General features: G+C 70.7%; 15 protein-coding genes. 1 reads left to right on the top strand and 14 read right to left on the bottom strand.

The genetic code is table 11. The annotated features are described in order from the left end of the window. Positions 1-107 precede the first annotated feature (107 nt). From IF11_RS0133040 to pgsA, 14 genes are all read right to left on the bottom strand, one after another. Positions 108-653: an adenine phosphoribosyltransferase gene (locus IF11_RS0133040; protein WP_030355477.1), complete on the bottom strand. Its 546-nt coding sequence runs from the start codon at positions 651-653 to the stop codon at positions 108-110. After that, positions 650-1,774: a protein translocase subunit SecF gene (secF, locus tag IF11_RS0133035; RefSeq protein ID WP_030355476.1), complete on the bottom strand. Its 1,125-nt coding sequence runs from the start codon at positions 1,772-1,774 to the stop codon at positions 650-652. Before secF ends, IF11_RS0133040 begins: the two co-directional genes overlap by 4 nt. Before the next feature lies 1 nt (position 1,775). Further along, complete coding sequence (gene secD, locus IF11_RS0133030) at positions 1,776-3,551, bottom strand: protein translocase subunit SecD (protein ID WP_030355475.1); 1,776 nt, start codon at positions 3,549-3,551, stop codon at positions 1,776-1,778. 144 nt (positions 3,552-3,695) lie between these two features. Beyond that, positions 3,696-4,148: a preprotein translocase subunit YajC gene (yajC, locus tag IF11_RS0133025; RefSeq protein ID WP_030355474.1), complete on the bottom strand. Its 453-nt coding sequence runs from the start codon at positions 4,146-4,148 to the stop codon at positions 3,696-3,698. Between the two features lie 165 nt (positions 4,149-4,313). After that, on the bottom strand, positions 4,314-5,396 hold the full coding sequence (gene ruvB / locus IF11_RS0133020) for a Holliday junction branch migration DNA helicase RuvB (RefSeq protein ID WP_030355473.1): 1,083 nt from the start codon (positions 5,394-5,396) through the stop codon (positions 4,314-4,316). 77 nt (positions 5,397-5,473) lie between these two features. After that, a complete protein-coding gene (gene ruvA / locus IF11_RS0133015) occupies positions 5,474-6,097 on the bottom strand; it encodes a Holliday junction branch migration protein RuvA (protein WP_030355472.1) in 624 nt (207 codons plus the stop codon). After that, the gene (gene ruvC, locus IF11_RS0133010; protein WP_030355471.1) at positions 6,094-6,651 is read right to left on the bottom strand and encodes a crossover junction endodeoxyribonuclease RuvC; all 558 of its coding nucleotides are present in this window, start codon (positions 6,649-6,651) and stop codon (positions 6,094-6,096) included. Before ruvC ends, ruvA begins: the two co-directional genes overlap by 4 nt. A 128-nt stretch (positions 6,652-6,779) precedes the next feature. Further along, entirely contained in the window at positions 6,780-7,532 is a 753-nt protein-coding gene (locus IF11_RS0133005; RefSeq protein ID WP_030355470.1) for a YebC/PmpR family DNA-binding transcriptional regulator, read from the bottom strand. Between the two features lie 62 nt (positions 7,533-7,594). After that, a complete protein-coding gene (pdxT, locus tag IF11_RS0133000) occupies positions 7,595-8,185 on the bottom strand; it encodes a pyridoxal 5'-phosphate synthase glutaminase subunit PdxT (protein ID WP_030355469.1) in 591 nt (196 codons plus the stop codon). A 6-nt stretch (positions 8,186-8,191) separates the two neighbouring features. Continuing rightward, entirely contained in the window at positions 8,192-9,106 is a 915-nt protein-coding gene (gene pdxS, locus IF11_RS0132995; RefSeq protein WP_030355468.1) for a pyridoxal 5'-phosphate synthase lyase subunit PdxS, read from the bottom strand. Between the two features lie 108 nt (positions 9,107-9,214). Continuing rightward, a complete protein-coding gene (locus tag IF11_RS0132990; protein ID WP_030355467.1) occupies positions 9,215-9,760 on the bottom strand; it encodes a membrane protein in 546 nt (181 codons plus the stop codon). A 489-nt stretch (positions 9,761-10,249) separates the two neighbouring features. Next, a complete protein-coding gene (locus IF11_RS0132985; protein WP_240627876.1) occupies positions 10,250-11,458 on the bottom strand; it encodes a glycosyltransferase family 4 protein in 1,209 nt (402 codons plus the stop codon). Beyond that, complete coding sequence (locus tag IF11_RS0132980) at positions 11,455-12,360, bottom strand: phosphatidylinositol mannoside acyltransferase (protein WP_030355465.1); 906 nt, start codon at positions 12,358-12,360, stop codon at positions 11,455-11,457. The genes IF11_RS0132985 and IF11_RS0132980 overlap by 4 nt, the downstream gene beginning before the upstream one ends. Continuing rightward, positions 12,357-13,022: a phosphatidylinositol phosphate synthase gene (pgsA, locus tag IF11_RS0132975; RefSeq protein WP_030355464.1), complete on the bottom strand. Its 666-nt coding sequence runs from the start codon at positions 13,020-13,022 to the stop codon at positions 12,357-12,359. The genes IF11_RS0132980 and pgsA overlap by 4 nt, the downstream gene beginning before the upstream one ends. Positions 13,023-13,309: 287 nt before the next feature. Between pgsA and IF11_RS0132970 the strand changes: the two genes are divergently transcribed. Continuing rightward, entirely contained in the window at positions 13,310-15,517 is a 2,208-nt protein-coding gene (locus IF11_RS0132970; protein WP_030355463.1) for an elongation factor G-like protein EF-G2, read from the top strand. Positions 15,518-15,686: the final 169 nt, after the last annotated feature.

The raw sequence follows: 15,686 nt of genomic DNA, 5'->3' as shown, positions 1-15,686 counted from the left end.
GTATCGACCTCGGGCGTCCCTCTCGCCCCAGGACCTAGGAGCCCAGACAACGCGGGACGGGCACCCGGTTGTTCCCGGGTGCCCGTCCGTATGCCTCGAAAGGCCGCTCAGAGCGTGATCAGAGCCTCCAGCGGGGCCCCGCGCAGGGCGGGCTCCAGCCGGGCCCGGCCGCCCAGGAAACCCAGCTCCATCAGGACCGCGACGCCCACCACCTCGGCGCCGGCCCGCCGGACCAGCTCCAGCGACGCCTCGGCCGTACCGCCGGTGGCCAGCACGTCGTCGATGACGAGGACCCGGTCGTCCTGGTCCAGGTCCTCCGCGTGGACCTCGATCTCCGCGGAGCCGTACTCCAGCTCGTACGCCTGCGACAGCGTCGCGCCGGGGAGTTTGCCCGCCTTGCGTACGGGGATGAAGCCGACGCCCGCCCGGACGGCCACAGGAGCCGCCAGGATGAAGCCGCGGGCCTCCAGGCCGACGATCTTCGTCGCGCCGTGCTTCGCGCACAGCTCCGCGAGCGCGTCGGTCAGCGCCGTGAAGGCCTTCGGGTCGGCCAGCAGCGGTGTGATGTCCTTGAAGACCACGCCCGGCTTGGGGTAGTCCGCGACATCACGGATACGGCTGAGCAGCAGCTCCCGCGTACTGGTGTCGGTCACCGACGCCTCCCCGAACCCGACGGGCGGCCTCGGCCGCCCCGGCCGCGCTGACCGGCCACCGCGGCGGCCGGCGCTCCGGGAACCACGTCCGCCGGACCGTCCTCGAAGGCGTCGTCGCTGTCCGAGGGGCCGTCGGCCGGCTCACCCTTGGCGGCAGCGGCGGCCCGCTTGGCGAGCACCCGCTTCTTCAGCGCCTTGATCTGCGGGTCGCGTTCCTTCAGGTCGGCGACGAGCGGCGTGGCGATGAAGATCGAGGAGTACGCACCGGCGGCGAGGCCGACGAAGAGCGAGAGCGAGATGTCGTTCAGCATGCCGGCGCCGAGGAAACCGCCGCCGATGAAGAGCAGACCGGCGACCGGCAGCAGCGCGACCACGGTGGTGTTGATGGAACGCACCAGCGTGCTGTTGATCGAGCGGTTGGCGACCTCGCTGTAGGTCCACCGGGTCTGCTTGGTGATCCCCTTCGACCCCTCCTTGAGACTGTCGAAGACGACGACGGTGTCATAGAGGGAGTAACCGAGGATGGTGAGCAGACCGATCACCGTACCGGGGGTGACCTCGAAGCCGACCAATGCGTACACACCGACGGTGATGGTGAGGTCATGGATCAGGGCGACCAGTGCCGCGACCGCCATACGCCATTCGAAGGCGATCGCCAGATAGATCACCACCAGGACCATGAAGATCCCCAGGCCCATCCAGGCCTTGTTGGCGATGGTCGCGCCCCAGCTCGGACCGACGAGTTCGGCGTTGATCTTCGCCTCGTCGACCTTCAGGTCCTTGGCGAGCTGCGTCCGCACGCCGTCGGCCTGCTTGGTGTCCAGTTCGGTGACCTGGATGCGCATGCCGCCGTTGCCGAGCTTCTGGACGATCGCGTCGTGGCCCGAGGCCTTTTCGGTGTCCGTCCGGGCCTGCGTCACGGAGACGCTCGTGCTCGGGATGGTGAAGACGGCACCGCCCTTGAACTCGATGCCCATGTTGAGGCCGCGCACCGCCACGCCCGCGATGGCCGTGATGGTGATCAGGATCGAGAGCGCGTACCAGAACTTGCGCTTCCCGATGAAGTCGTAGCCGACTTCACCGCGGTAGAGCCGGGCGCCGAGTGCGCCGAGTCGCGACATCTCACGCCTCCTTCGGGTCGGTGGGAGCGCTGACACGGCGGGAGCGGCGCAGCGGGGGCTTGGCGCCGAGCCGCTTCGGGTCCAGTCCGGACCAGGGATGACCGCTGGCGAAGAACTTCGTGCGGGCCAGGAGCGTCATCACCGGCTTGGTGAAGAAGAACACCACGACCACGTCGAGGAGCGTGGTCAGACCGAGGGTGAACGCGAAGCCCTGGACCTTGCCGACCGTGACGAGGAACAGCACGGCGGCGGCGAGGAACGAGACGAAGTCGGAGACCAGGATCGTGCGCCGGGCGCGCGGCCAGGCGCGCTCGACGGCGGGCCTGAGCGTGCGGCCCTCGCGGATCTCGTCGCGGATGCGCTCGAAGTAGACGATGAACGAGTCCGCAGTGATACCGATGGCGACGATCGCGCCGCACACGGCGGGCAGGTTCAGCGCGAAGCCGATACCCGGGCCGAGCAGCGACATGATCGTGTACGTCATGATGCCCGAGGCGCCGAGGCTGAGGATCGCGATGCCGGCGAGGCCGCGGTAGTAGGCCACCAGGTAGATGATCACCAGACCGAGGCCGATCGCGCCGGCGATCAGACCCGCCTGGAGCTGCTCACCGCCGAGCGCGGCGGTGACCGTCGTGACGCTCTGCTCCTGGAAGGAGAGCGGCAGCGCGCCGTACGACAGGATGTTGGCCAGGTCCTGGGCGGACTGCTGGGTGAAGCTGCCGGAGATCTCGGCGCTGCCGCCGAGAGTCTGGCTCACCGAGGGCGCCGAGACGACATTGCCGTCGAGCACGATGGCGAACTGGTTCATCGGCGGCTGCTGCTGGGAGAGCTTGCCGGTGATGGACTGGAACTTCTTCGTACCGCCACTGCTGAAGTCCATCGTGACGATCCACATGCCACGCTGCGGGTCGAGAACGCCCTTGGCGTCGTCGACGTCCGTGCCCTCCAGCTCGGCGGGGCCGAGGATGTACTTCTCCCACTCGCCGCCGGAGTTCGTGCCGCAGGCCACGATCGTGTCCTTGGGCGCGGCTCCCTGGTTGGCCTTGGTGCGCGCGGCCTGGTTGGTGCAGTCCAGCTCCGTGAACTTCTTCTCCAGCGCGGCCGTGGCCGGGTCGGCGGAGGGCGTCGCGGAGGGATCGGGGCTCGGCGTGGAGCCGGGCTTGTCCGAGGCGGACGTGCCCGGAGAGGGCGTCGCGTCCTTCTTCAGGGCGTCCGTTACGGCACGGCCCTGAGCGGTGGAGCTCGCCGAGGGGTCGGGGCTGCCGGCCGACTGGTCGCTCGACGGGGTGCCCGCGGAGGGAGAGGGGGAGCCGCTCGGAGAACCGCTCGGGGAGCCGCTGGTGGAGGGCTGCGGGGCGGCCGGGCCGCCCGCGGCCACCGTCAGTACCGGCCGGAAGTACAGCTGGGCCGTGGTGCCGACCTGATCACGGGCCTGCTTCTCGTTCGTCCCCTTGGGGATGTTGACGATGATGTTGCTGCTGCCCTGGGTCTGGACCTCGGCCTCCGAGACACCAAGACCATTGACACGCCGCTCGATGATGCTGACGGCGGTGTCCATGTTGGTCTTGTTGATCGCGTTCGGCTTGCCCGGCGTGTTCTTCGCCTGGAGCGTGATGCTCGTGCCGCCGGCGAGGTCGATTCCCAGGCGTGGCGTGACATGACCGGACCAGAACATCCCGCCCGTGAGGGCGACCATGGCAATCAGGAACAGTGCCAGGGTGCGCCCTGGTCTGCCTGGGGACCCCGCTTGCCTGCGGCCCTTATTAGGTGCTGCCACCTTCTCGTTTCTCCCTGTCCAACCGCCCCACGCCGGGTGTGCGCCGGAGCGGCCACGAAGTGTTGTGGGGACCTGCCCCCGCAGAATTCCAGCGCAACCGTACGCCGCGACGGGCCGCTGAGCGGCCCGTCTGCACGGTCGGGACTACTTCGCGCCGGCCTCGCCGTCGGCCTTGCCGTCCTTGGGCTCGGCGTCGTCGGCCTCGGGCTTCTTGCCCAGGTCGATCTTGGCGTCGTCCGGGGTGCTGTCGGTCTCGGTCAGCGAGGAGGCGTCGTCCGGGACGACCGGAGCGTCGAGGTCGCTCTTGAGGTCGTCCTCGCCGTGCACGATGCGGTTGTACTCGTCGTCGTCCAGGACGGCGCCGATGGCGTTCTTGGCGTAGACGGCGTGGACGCCGGGAGCGACCTCCAGAAGAACCATGTCGTCGTGCACCTCCTTGACGGTGGCGTACATGCCACCGATGGTGCGGATGCCGGTGCCGGGCTGCATTTCGTTGCGCATCTGCGCAGCTGCCTGCTGCTTCTTCTTGGCGGACCGGGTCATCAGGAACATGGCCCCGATGAGCACGATGAAGGGGAGGAGGGTCACGAGACTCACGGGAGGGAACTTCCTTCGCACGACCGCGCTGTCGAGCGGCCTGGTATACGGGGGTGGGCACGCCGACCCGGAAGGGCGGCATCGGCGGAGTCTAAGCGAGTCCGCTTCGTTGGAACAACGCCCAGCATCGCACCGGGGTTCCTGACCTCGCGAGTGTCGTTGCCCTCACGCCCCGAACAGACCCGGTTGTCCGCTTGCGCCGGGGGCCTGCTGAGGGGGTACGAGTCCCAGGTGGGCCCAGGCGGCGGGGGTGGCGACCCGGCCGCGCGGAGTGCGGGCGAGCAGTCCCTCCCGTACGAGAAAGGGCTCCGCGACTTCCTCCACCGTCTCACGCTCCTCCCCCACGGCCACCGCCAGGGTCGACAGACCGACGGGGCCGCCGCCGAACAGCTTGAGCAGGGCTTTCAGTACCGCGCGGTCGAGCCGGTCCAGGCCACGGGCGTCGACCTCGTAGACCCCGAGGGCCACGGCGGCCACCTCGCGGTTGATGACGCCGTCCGCCTTGACCTGCGCGTAGTCGCGTACGCGGCGCAGCAGCCGGTTGGCGATACGGGGCGTGCCGCGGGAGCGTCCCGCGATCTCCGCCGCGCCCTCGGTGTCGATCTCCAGGTCGAGGAGGTGGGCGGAGCGGTGGATCACGCGCTCCAGCTCGGCGCTCTCGTAGAACTCCATATGACCGGTGAAACCGAAGCGGTCGCGCAGCGGGGGCGGCAGCAGCCCTGCCCGGGTGGTGGCGCCCACCAGCGTGAACGGCGGCAGCTCCAGCGGGATGGCGGTGGCGCCCGGGCCCTTGCCGACGATGACGTCGACCCGGAAGTCCTCCATCGCCATGTAGAGCATCTCCTCGGCGGGCCTGGACATCCGGTGGATCTCGTCCAGGAAGAGGACCTCGCCCTCCTGGAGGGAGGAGAGGATCGCCGCGAGATCGCCGGCGTGCTGGATGGCGGGGCCCGAGGTGATCCGGATCGGGGCGTTCATCTCGGCCGCGATGATCATGGAGAGGGTGGTCTTGCCGAGCCCCGGGGCGCCGGAGAGCAGTACGTGGTCGGCGGTCGCGCCACGCGCCAGGGCCGCCTTCAGCACCAGGTCGAGCTGCTCGCGGACGCGCTCCTGGCCGACGAACTCACCCAGCGACTTGGGCCGCAGCGCCGCCTCGACGGCCTGGTCCTCGCCGTCGGCGGACGAGCCGACGAGCCGCTCGGCGATGTCGTCCGGCGGCGTCCCGCCGCTGGTGTCGTCCCAGTTCACTCTGTTTCACCTCGGGAAAGGGGCGCGTCGCTGGACGGCGCCTCGGAGTACGGCACGGAGGAGCAGCCTGCGCCGGCTCAACGCGTTCTGTTCAGGCTCTGGAGCGCGGCCCGCAGCAGCCGCGGCACGGGCGGCTGCGCTCCCTCGGCGAGCGCGGCCTCGGCCTGCGGGGTGACCAGCGCGACCGCGTCGTCGGCCTCGCGGGTGGCATAGCCGAGACCGATCAGGGCGGCGTGCAGCTGGTCGCTCCAGGAGGCGGAGACGGCGGCGCCGACGCCCTGCCGCCCGGCCGCGCCGACCGGCTCGCCCAGCCGGTCCTTCAGTTCGAGCAGCAGCTTCTGGGCGCCCTTCTTGCCGATGCCGGGAACCGCGGTCAGAGCCTTCTCGTCGCCCGTGGAGACGGCGATACGCAGCGCGTCCGGGCTGTGCACGGCGAGCATGGCCTGCGCCAGCCTCGGGCCCACCCCGCTCGCGGTCTGCAACAGCTCGAAGACCTGGCGCTCGTCGTCGTCCGCGAAGCCGTACAGGGTCAGGGAGTCCTCCCGTACGACCAGGGAGGTGGCGAGCCTCGCCTCCTGGCCGACGCGCAGCCCGGCGAGCGTGCCGGGCGTGCACTGGACGGCCATGCCGACGCCGCCGACCTCGACCACCGCCGTGGTCGGGGCGAGGGCGGCGACCGGGCCGCTGACGAAGGCGATCATCGCGTGACCTTCCGTACGGATGCGGTGGTGGGGATACGGGAGGGACGGGCCGCCGCCTGCGCCTGCTGGAGCCGGTTCAGCGCGGGGGCGCGCCAGATATGGCAGATGGCGAGCGCGAGGGCGTCGGCGGCGTCGGCCGGCTTCGGCGGGGCGTCCAGGCGCAGCAGCCGGGTCACCATCGCGCCGACCTGGGTCTTGTCCGCACGGCCGCTGCCGGTGATGGCCGCCTTGACCTCGCTGGGGGTGTGCAGGGCCACGGGGATGCCTCGGCGCGAGGCGCAGAGCATGGCGACCGCGCTTGCCTGCGCGGTGCCCATGACCGTACGCACATTGTGCTGGGCGAACACCCGCTCCACCGCGACGAGTTCGGGCCGGTGCTCGTCCAGCCAGGCGTCGATGCCCTGCTCGATGGCGACCAGCCGTTGGCCGGTCTCCGCGTCCGCGGGCGTACGGACCACGCCGACGCCGAGCATGGCCAGCGGACGGCCCGCGACCCCCTCGACGACGCCCACACCGCACCGGGTCAGCCCGGGGTCAACTCCCAGCACCCGCATGGCGCCCCCTCCCTCGGTCAAATGTTCCCGCTGATCAGCACAGTATCGGTCGTCACTGACAACGCGACGGGCCGACGGGAGGGCGTGTCCCGTCGGCCCGTCAGGTGAAGCCGTGTCAGTCGTGACCGTCAGGCGTCGACCTTCTCCATCACATCGTCCGAGACATCGAAGTTGGCGAAGACGTTCTGCACGTCGTCGCTGTCCTCCAGGGCGTCGATCAGCTTGAAGATCTTGCGCGCGCCCTCCTCGTCCAGCTCGACCTGCATGGTCGGGACGAAGTTGGCGTCGGCGGAGTCGTAGTCGATACCCGCCTCCTGGAGCGCGCTGCGGACCGCGACCAGGTCGGTCGCCTCGCTGAGCACCTCGAAGGACTCACCGAGGTCGTTGACCTCCTCGGCGCCCGCGTCGAGGACCGCGCCCAGGACGTCGTCCTCGCCCAGCTCGCCCTTGGGGACGATCACGACGCCCTTGCGGTTGAAGAGATACGAGACGGAGCCCGGGTCGGCCATCGAACCACCGTTACGGGTCATGGCCACGCGGACGTCGGAGGCGGCGCGGTTGCGGTTGTCGGTCAGGCACTCGATGAGCACCGCGACACCGTTCGGGCCGTATCCCTCGTACATGATCGTCTCGTAGTCGGCGCCACCGGCCTCCAGGCCGGCGCCGCGCTTGACGGCCGAGTCGATGTTCTTGTTCGGCACCGAGCTCTTCTTCGCCTTCTGGATGGCGTCGAAGAGGGTCGGGTTACCGTCGACATCGGCACCGCCGGTGCGGGCCGCGACCTCGATGTTCTTGATCAGCTTCGCGAAGAGCTTGCCGCGCTTGGCATCGATCACGGCCTTCTTGTGCTTCGTCGTAGCCCATTTAGAGTGGCCGGACATCTGCCTGTCTCCTTCGCGTAACCCATCCTGCTCCGTTCGGCAGCGATCCTACCGGGATCCGGTCACCGTGCGGAGCGCACCATGTCGGTGAAGAACCGGTGCAGCCTGTGGTCGCCCGTCAGCTCCGGATGGAACGAGGTCGCGAGGGCGTTGCCCTGCCGTACGGCGACGACATGGCCCCCGTACTCCGCGAGCACCCGCACTTCGGCGCCGACCGATTCGACCCAGGGGGCGCGAATGAAAACGCCCTCCACGGGACCGCCCTCGACACCGTCGACCTCGACCGCCGCCTCGAAGGACTCGTTCTGCCGGCCGAAGGCGTTCCGGCGGACGATCATGTCGATCCCGCCGACCGTCTCCTGGCCGGAGCGCGGATCCAGGATCTTCTCGGCGAGCATGATCATCCCTGCGCAGGTGCCGTATACGGGCATCCCGGCCCGTACGCGCTCCCGCAGCGGCTCCAGCATGCCGAAGAGCGCGGCCAGCTTGGACATCGTCGTGGACTCGCCGCCCGGGATCACCAGCCCCTCGACGCCGTCGAGTTCCGCCGGGCGCCTGACGGTCCTGGCCTCGGCTCCCGCCGCCGCCAGGGCCGTCAGATGTTCCCGGACGTCGCCCTGGAGCGCCAGGACGCCGATCACAGGGGTGTTCATCGCCGGTTACCAGCCACGGTTCGCATAGCGCTCGGCCTCGGGAAGGGTGTCGCAGTTGATGCCGACCATGGCCTCGCCCAGATTGCGGGACGCCTCCGCGATGACCTTCGGGTCGTCGTAGAAGGTGGTGGCCTTCACGATCGCCGCGGCGCGCTTGGCCGGGTCACCGGACTTGAAGATGCCGGACCCGACGAAGACGCCCTCTGCGCCGAGCTGGCGCATCAGCGCGGCGTCGGCGGGGGTGGCGACACCGCCCGCGGAGAACAGCACCACCGGCAGCTTGCCGAGCGCCGCGACCTCCTTGACGATCTCGTACGGGGCGCGCAGCTCCTTGGCGGCGGCGTACAGCTCGTTGTTGTCGAACCCGCGCAGCCGGGCGATCTCGTTCTTGATCTGCCGCAGATGCCGGACGGCCTCCACGACATTGCCGGTGCCCGCCTCGCCCTTGGAGCGGATCATCGCCGCGCCCTCGCCGATCCGGCGCAGCGCCTCGCCCAGGTTGGTGGCACCGCAGACGAAGGGCGTCGTGAACGCCCACTTGTCGGAGTGGTTGACCTCGTCGGCCGGGGTCAGCACCTCGGACTCATCGATGTAGTCCACGCCGAGCGACTGCAGGACCTGGGCCTCGACGAAGTGACCGATCCGGGACTTGGCCATCACCGGGATCGAGACCGCGTCGATGATGCCCTCGATCATGTCCGGGTCGGACATCCGGGCGACGCCGCCGTCCTTACGGATATCGGCGGGCACCCGCTCCAGCGCCATCACGGCGACCGCGCCGGCGTCCTCGGCGATCTTCGCCTGCTCCGGCGTGACGACGTCCATGATCACACCCCCCTTGAGCTGCTCGGCCATACCGCGCTTCACGCGCGCGGTGCCGGTCTCGGGGGACTGGGGAACGGTGGGAAGCGTGGTGGACACGGAGCGACCTCACTGGCTGAAAAGGATGGGGAAGTGACACCCCAGAAAACGCCCCGGAACCAGTCCACAGCAAGGGCCAATGAAGAGGCGGTGGCTCGTTTCGCGTGCTCAGGAACCCGGCCGGTCGGCCAGCGCGACCGGCGGCTCGTCGTCCATCTCGAACGCGAGCGGAAACGGCGCGTGGCCGGCGAGCCGGAACCAGCGGACCTTGCGGTGCCGCCGCAGTGCGCGGGCCGCGCGTACGGAGTCGTTGTGGAACCGCCGCGCCATGGGTACGCGCCGTACCGCGGCGGCCAGCTCCCCGGCGGCGTCCTCGCCCCCGGGGGCGGCCTGCACCGCCTCGACCTGCGCGGTCTCCCCGAAGACGGCCCGCAGCGCCTGACTCAACTCGCTCTCGGCGACCTCGCGCTGCTCCTCCTCGGCCTGCCGGGCGGCGTGCGCGGCCTGATACAGGACGATCGACGCGGCGGGATCGAGCACGCCGGATGAGGCCAGCTCCTGAGTGACCGAGGCGCGCCGCAGCAACTGGGCGTCGAGGGCGGCGCGGGCGGCGTCGATGCGGGCGTGGAGGCGGTCGAGGCGGCCGGCGGTCCAGCTGAGGTAGAGGCCGATCGCGACGACGGCGACGACGATCCAGATAAGGGTCTCGATCACGGCGCCACGGTATCGCCTCCCGGCTGGGGGTCGTGGTGGGGTGCGGTGCGCCTCCCGGCGGGGGGTCGTGGTGTGGGGGTGCGGTGCGCCGTCCGGCGGGGTGCGGGGTGCGTTGTGGTGCGGGTCGCGCCGTGCTGGTGTCCGGACTGCTTTCCTCACCGCGCTTCGCGCGAGCTGCGACGCTTTACGTCCGGACACGCACCTCCTCCGACCCCGACCCCCTCCCGCCGGTGGTCCCCCGCGACCCACCGCCCAGCTGGGGGCAAGGGGTTGGTGCGCACGAACGCCCGAACCCATCGTCAGGCCAGCTGCGCGCCGTAAATCATGCCGTCCCGGGCGCGAGCCCCGGAGCGCCACCCGGCAACAACCCGCACCCGGACCACCGGCCCCAGCCAAAACGCACCCAGGACCACGACCCCCCGCCGGAGGCGCACCGCGCCACCCGGCAATAACCCGCACCCGGAAACCGGGCCCCGCCGAAACGGACCCCTACCCGCCCGAGAAGAGCGCGTCGCTCGACCCCGAGGTCGGGCCACCGCTCTCGCCCCGACGCCACAGGCGGCCACGCAGCCCCGTGCGTTCGTCCGTTGCCACCGACGCCGCCCCGTCCGTCACCGTCTCGTACACCGCCAGAATGTCCGCCCCCACCGTCGACCAGTCGAAGCGCCGCACATGCGCACTCCCCCGCTCCCGCAGCTCCGCGCGCCTCTCCGCGTCGCCCAGCAGCCGTACCGCCGCCCCCGCCAGCGCGTCCGCGTCCTCGTTGGTGAACAGTTCGCCCGCCGCGCCCTGGTCCAGGACCTGGGCGAACGCGTCCAGGTCGCTCGCCAGTACCGCCGCGCCCGCCGAGAGCGCCTCGACGAGGATGATGCCGAAGCTCTCGCCGCCCGTGTTGGGGGCGACGTACAGGTCGACGCTGCGCAGCAGCCGCGCCTTGTCCTCGTCGCTGACCATCCCGAGGAACTCGACGCGCTCCCGCATCTCCTTGGGAAGCGACTCCACGGCCTCCTTCTCGTCCCCGCGCCCCGCCACCAGCAGCCGCGTCTCCGGGTAGACGGCGAGGATCTTCGGGAGGGCGTTCATCAGCACCGGCAGGCCCTTGCGCGGCTCGTCGATCCGGCCGATGAAGCCGATGGTGCGCCCCTGCCAGGCCGGATTGGCCTCGGCCTTGGCGAAGAAGTCGACGTCGACGCCGTTCGGGATGACCACGGCGTCGCCGCCCAGATGCTCCACCAGCGTCCGCCGCGCGTACTCGCTCACGGCGATCCGCGCGCTGATCTTCTCCAGTGCCGGCTGGAGGATCGGGTACGCCGCGATCATCGCCCGCGACCGCGGGTTCGACGTGTGGAACGTGGCGACGATGGGGCCCTGCGCGGCCCAGCAGGTGAGCAGCCCCAGTGACGGCGCGGTCGGCTCATGGATATGGATCACGTCGAAGGCGCCGTCGTGCAGCCAGCGCCGTACCCGCGCGGCCGAGAGGAAGCCGAAGTTCAGCCGGGCGACCGAGCCGTTGTACGGGACGGGTACGGCGCGGCCGGCCGAGACGACGTACGGCGGGAGCGGGGTCTCGTCGTCCGCGGGGGCCAGTACGGACACCTCGTGTCCGAGCCGGATCAGATGTTCCGCCAGGTCCCTGATGTGGAACTGGACGCCGCCCGGTACGTCCCACGAGTACGGGCAGACGATGCCGATCCTCACTCGGGCCCCCGCTCCAGGTCCTTGAGCCACAGCCGTTGCAGCATGTGCCAGTCCTCCGGGTGTTCGGCGATTCCGTCGGCGAAGGCGTCGGCCATCGCCTGTGTCATCACAGACGTCTTCTCGGCGCGGGTACCTGTCTCCGGCACCTCGATCGCCGGGTACACGCGTCCCCGCATGACCGTCGAATCGTCGAACCAGAGCGCCGCCGGCATCAGCAGCGCCCCGGTCTGCTGGGCGAGCAGCGCGGGTCCCGCCGGCATCCGCGTGGCGTCCCCGAAGAAGTCGACCTCGACACCGGACGACGACAGATCGCGGTCGGCGACCAGGCAGACCAGACCGCCGCTCCGCAGCCGGCGCGCGAGCCGGCCGAAGGCGGAGCCGCCGGTGTGCGGCAGGACCTCCATGCCCAGGCTCTCGCGGTAGGCGACGAACCGGTCGTACAGCGTCTCGGGCTTGAGCCGCTCGGCGACCGTCGTGAAGGGCACCCCCTGCCCGCGGGTGAGCCACGCTCCCGCCAGGTCCCAGTTGGCCATGTGCGGCAGGGCCAGCACAACGCCGCGTCCGGAGGCGAGTCCGTCCATCAGCAGGTCGATGTCCTTGATCTCGACGCCCGCGCGCACCCGTTCCTTGCTCCAGGCCGGCAGCCGGAAGGACTCCATCCAGTAGCGCATGTACGAGCGCATCCCGGCCTTGGAGAGCGCGGCGAGCCGCTCGGGCCCCGCGTCGGGCACCACACGCGCGAGATTGGATTCGAGGCGCAGCACGCTCGGCCCGCGCCGCTTCCACACGGTGTCCGCGATGGTCCGGCCGAGGGCCGTGGCCACGGGCTCCGGGAGCTTCTTGACCGTGCCCCAGCCGAGCCCGTACAGCGCGTCGGTCACGCGGTCGCGCGCCCCGCTCATGAGGTGGCCCCGCTGCCCCGTGAGCCGGCCGCGGCGTCGGCCTCGGCGGACTCGCGGCGTACCGTGACGACGCGCTGGCCGAGTGTGACCAGGCTGCCCACGGCGACGATCCACAGAGCGATCGGCAGCAGGATCTCGATGCCGGGGACCCCGAAGCCGTGCAGTCCGGCGAGACCGGCCGCGACCAGCGAGATGACCAGCCGCTCGGCGCGCTCGACCAGTCCGTTGACGGCCACCGGCAGCCCGATGGACTCGCCCCGGGCCTTGGTGTACGAGACGACCTGGCCGCTGGCCAGACAGAAGATCGCGACGGCGCACAGCGCGTTGTTGTCGCCCGTGCCCGCGTACCAGAGCGCGAAACCGGCGAAGATCGCGCCGTCCGCGACCCGGTCGAGGGTCGAGTCCAGGAAAGCGCCCCAGCGGCTGGAGATCCCGGCCTGCCTGGCCATATTGCCGTCGATGAGATCGGAGAAGACGAAGACGGTGATGACGATGGTGCCCCAGAAGAACTCCCCGCGAGGGAAGAAGACCAGCGCACCCGCCATCACTCCGGCCGTACCGATGAGCGTGACCGCATCCGGACTGACTCCGCGGCGGAGCAGAAATGCGGCGAACGGTGTGAGGACACGCGTGAAGAATGCACGCGCGTACTTGTTCAGCATGGCCTTCCCGAGGTTCGGTGGGCCGAGTGGCCCCGACGGCCACCGGCTGGGCCCTGTCCGGTGGGTCTCCGTGGGCCTTTGGACAGGACCTGGCCCATCGTAGCCAGGACCCCGGCGCCGTACTCCCGGGCACCCACACCATGCGGCCGGGTACGACGTATGGACGCACCATGGCCGGAGTGCGAAGCTCGAAGGACCACCGCGGGCCTCGCCGGAGCTGCCGCGCGGCTCACCCGGCCCGCTCCTCTCTCCATCCCCTCACCGTGGACGATCGGGAGGCAGGAATCATGGGCGACAAGGCGCATATACACCCCGGGGCCGCCGGAAGGGCGCCGGCGGCCGACCGGCCCGCGTCCGTACGGAACGTGGTGCTGGTGGGCCACAGCGGTTCGGGAAAGACCACCTTGGTCGAGGCTCTGGCGCTCACCGCGGGTGCGGTGAACCGGGCGGGCCGGGTCGAGGACGGCGCGACGGTCTCGGACTACGACGAGATCGAGCACCGCCAGCAGCGCTCCGTACAGCTCTCTCTCGTACCCCTGGAATGGGGTGGATACAAAATCAATCTGCTGGACACCCCCGGCTACGCGGATTTCGTCGGGGAGCTGAGGGCGGGGCTGCGGGCCGCGGACGCGGCCCTCTTCGTTGTGTCGGCCGCCCAGGAGGCGGAGGCCGTGGCGGGGACGACCCGTACGGTCTGGGACGAGTGCGCGGCGGTCGGGATGCCGCGCGCGATCGTCGTCACGCATCTGGACACGGCGCGCACCGGCTTCGACGAGATGACCCGGATCTGCGCGCGGATCTTCGGCGGGGACGACCCGGACGCCGTACTGCCGCTCTATCTGCCGGTGTACGGCGCCGAGGGCCCCGACGGGCACGCTCCGGCCACCGGGCTCGTGGGGCTGCTGTCGCGGAAGATCTTCGACTACGCCTCCGGGGAGCGCCGGGAGAATCCGCCCGGCCCCGGCGAGCTGCCGCGGATCGAGGAGGCCCGCAACCGGCTGATCGAGGGGATCATCGCGGAGAGCGAGGACGAGACCCTCATGGACCGCTACCTCGGTGGCGCGGACATCGACGTCAAGACGCTGATCGAGGATCTGGAGAAGGCCGTGGCGAGCGGCGCCTTCCATCCGGTGCTCGCGGCGGCCCCCGCGCCGCCCGGTGCCAGGCAGGGCCTGGGTACGGTCGAGATGCTCGATCTGATCGCCAGCGGCTTCCCGACCCCGCTGGAGCGGCCGGCCCCCGCCGTGACGACCCCGCGGGGCACCCCGCGCCCGGAGATCCACTGCGATCCGCAGGGCCCGCTGGTCGCCGAGGTGGTCAAGACCGCCTCGGACCCGTACGTCGGCAGGATCTCTCTCGTACGGGTCTTCTCCGGCACCCTGCGGCCGGACGAGATGGTCCATGTCTCGGGCCATGGCCTCACCGACCGGGGGCACGAGGATCACGACGTCGACGAGCGGATCGGCGCGCTCTCCTCCCCGTTCGGCAAGCAACAGCGCGTGCTGGCCCACTGCGTCGCGGGTGATCTGGCCTGTGTCGGGAAGCTGTCCCGCGCCGAGACCGGCGACACGCTGTCCGCTCAGGACGATCCGCTCCTGATGGAGCCCTGGACCATGCCCGATCCGCTGCTGCCGCTGGCCGTCGAGGCGCACAGCAAGGCCGACGAGGACAAGCTCTCGCAAGGGCTCGCGCGGCTGGTCGCGGAGGACCCGACCATGCGGCTCGAACAGAACCAGGACACCCATCAGGTGGTGCTCTGGTGTCTGGGCGAGGCCCATCGGGAGGTCGCGCTGGACCGGCTGCGCAGCCGGTACGGGGTGCAGGTGGACGCCGTACCGTACCGGGTCGCGCTGCGGGAGACGTTCGGCGAGAGCTCCGCGGGGCGCGGCCGGCATGTGAAGCAGTCCGGTGGCCATGGCCAGTTCGCGATCTGTGAGATCGAGGTGGAGCCGCTGCCTCCGGGGTCCGGGATCGAGTTCGTCGACAAGGTCGTGGGCGGCGCGGTGCCGCGGCAGTTCATTCCCTCCGTCGAGAAGGGCATCCGCCTCCAGGCGGCGCGCGGGGTCGCGGCGGGTCATCCGCTCGTCGATGTCCGGATCACGCTGCTGGACGGCAAGGCCCACTCGGTGGACTCCTCCGACGCCGCGTTCCAGACGGCGGGCGCCCTGGCCCTGCGCGAGGCGGCGGGCGACGCGTCCATCCATCTGCTGGAGCCGGTCGCCGAGTTGGCGGTCCTGATCCCCGACGAGTACGTGGGTCCGGTGATGAGCGATCTGTCCGGCCGGCGCGGCCGGGTGGTCGGCACCGAACAGGCCGGTCCGGGAAGGACGTTGGTGAAGGCCGAGGTCCCGGAGCTGGAGATCGGGCGGTACGCGGTGGACCTGCGGTCGGTTTCGCACGGCACGGGCCGCTTCAGCCGGTCGTACGCGCGCCACGAGCCCATGCCGCCCGCGGTCGCGGACAGGCTGCGCGCGCAGGAGGAGGCGAGCGTCTAAGTCCATTCCGGCGCTGGAGAGTTGCCCCGTTCCAGGCTTTCGGGCTCCGCGTGTGGCGAAAGAGCGCCAGGTCTCCTGACGCGGAGGGTGCGGCCCGGTTACGCTGAGGTGCCCAGCTCCAGCAGGTGTGCGGGGCACGCGCGCCGGGATGCCGGCCGCGGCAGCGGAT

Origin of the sequence: Streptomyces scopuliridis RB72, assembly GCF_000718095.1 — a bacterium.
Lineage (GTDB): Bacteria > Actinomycetota > Actinomycetes > Streptomycetales > Streptomycetaceae > Streptomyces > Streptomyces scopuliridis.
This window is presented reverse-complemented; position numbering and strand designations above follow the sequence as displayed.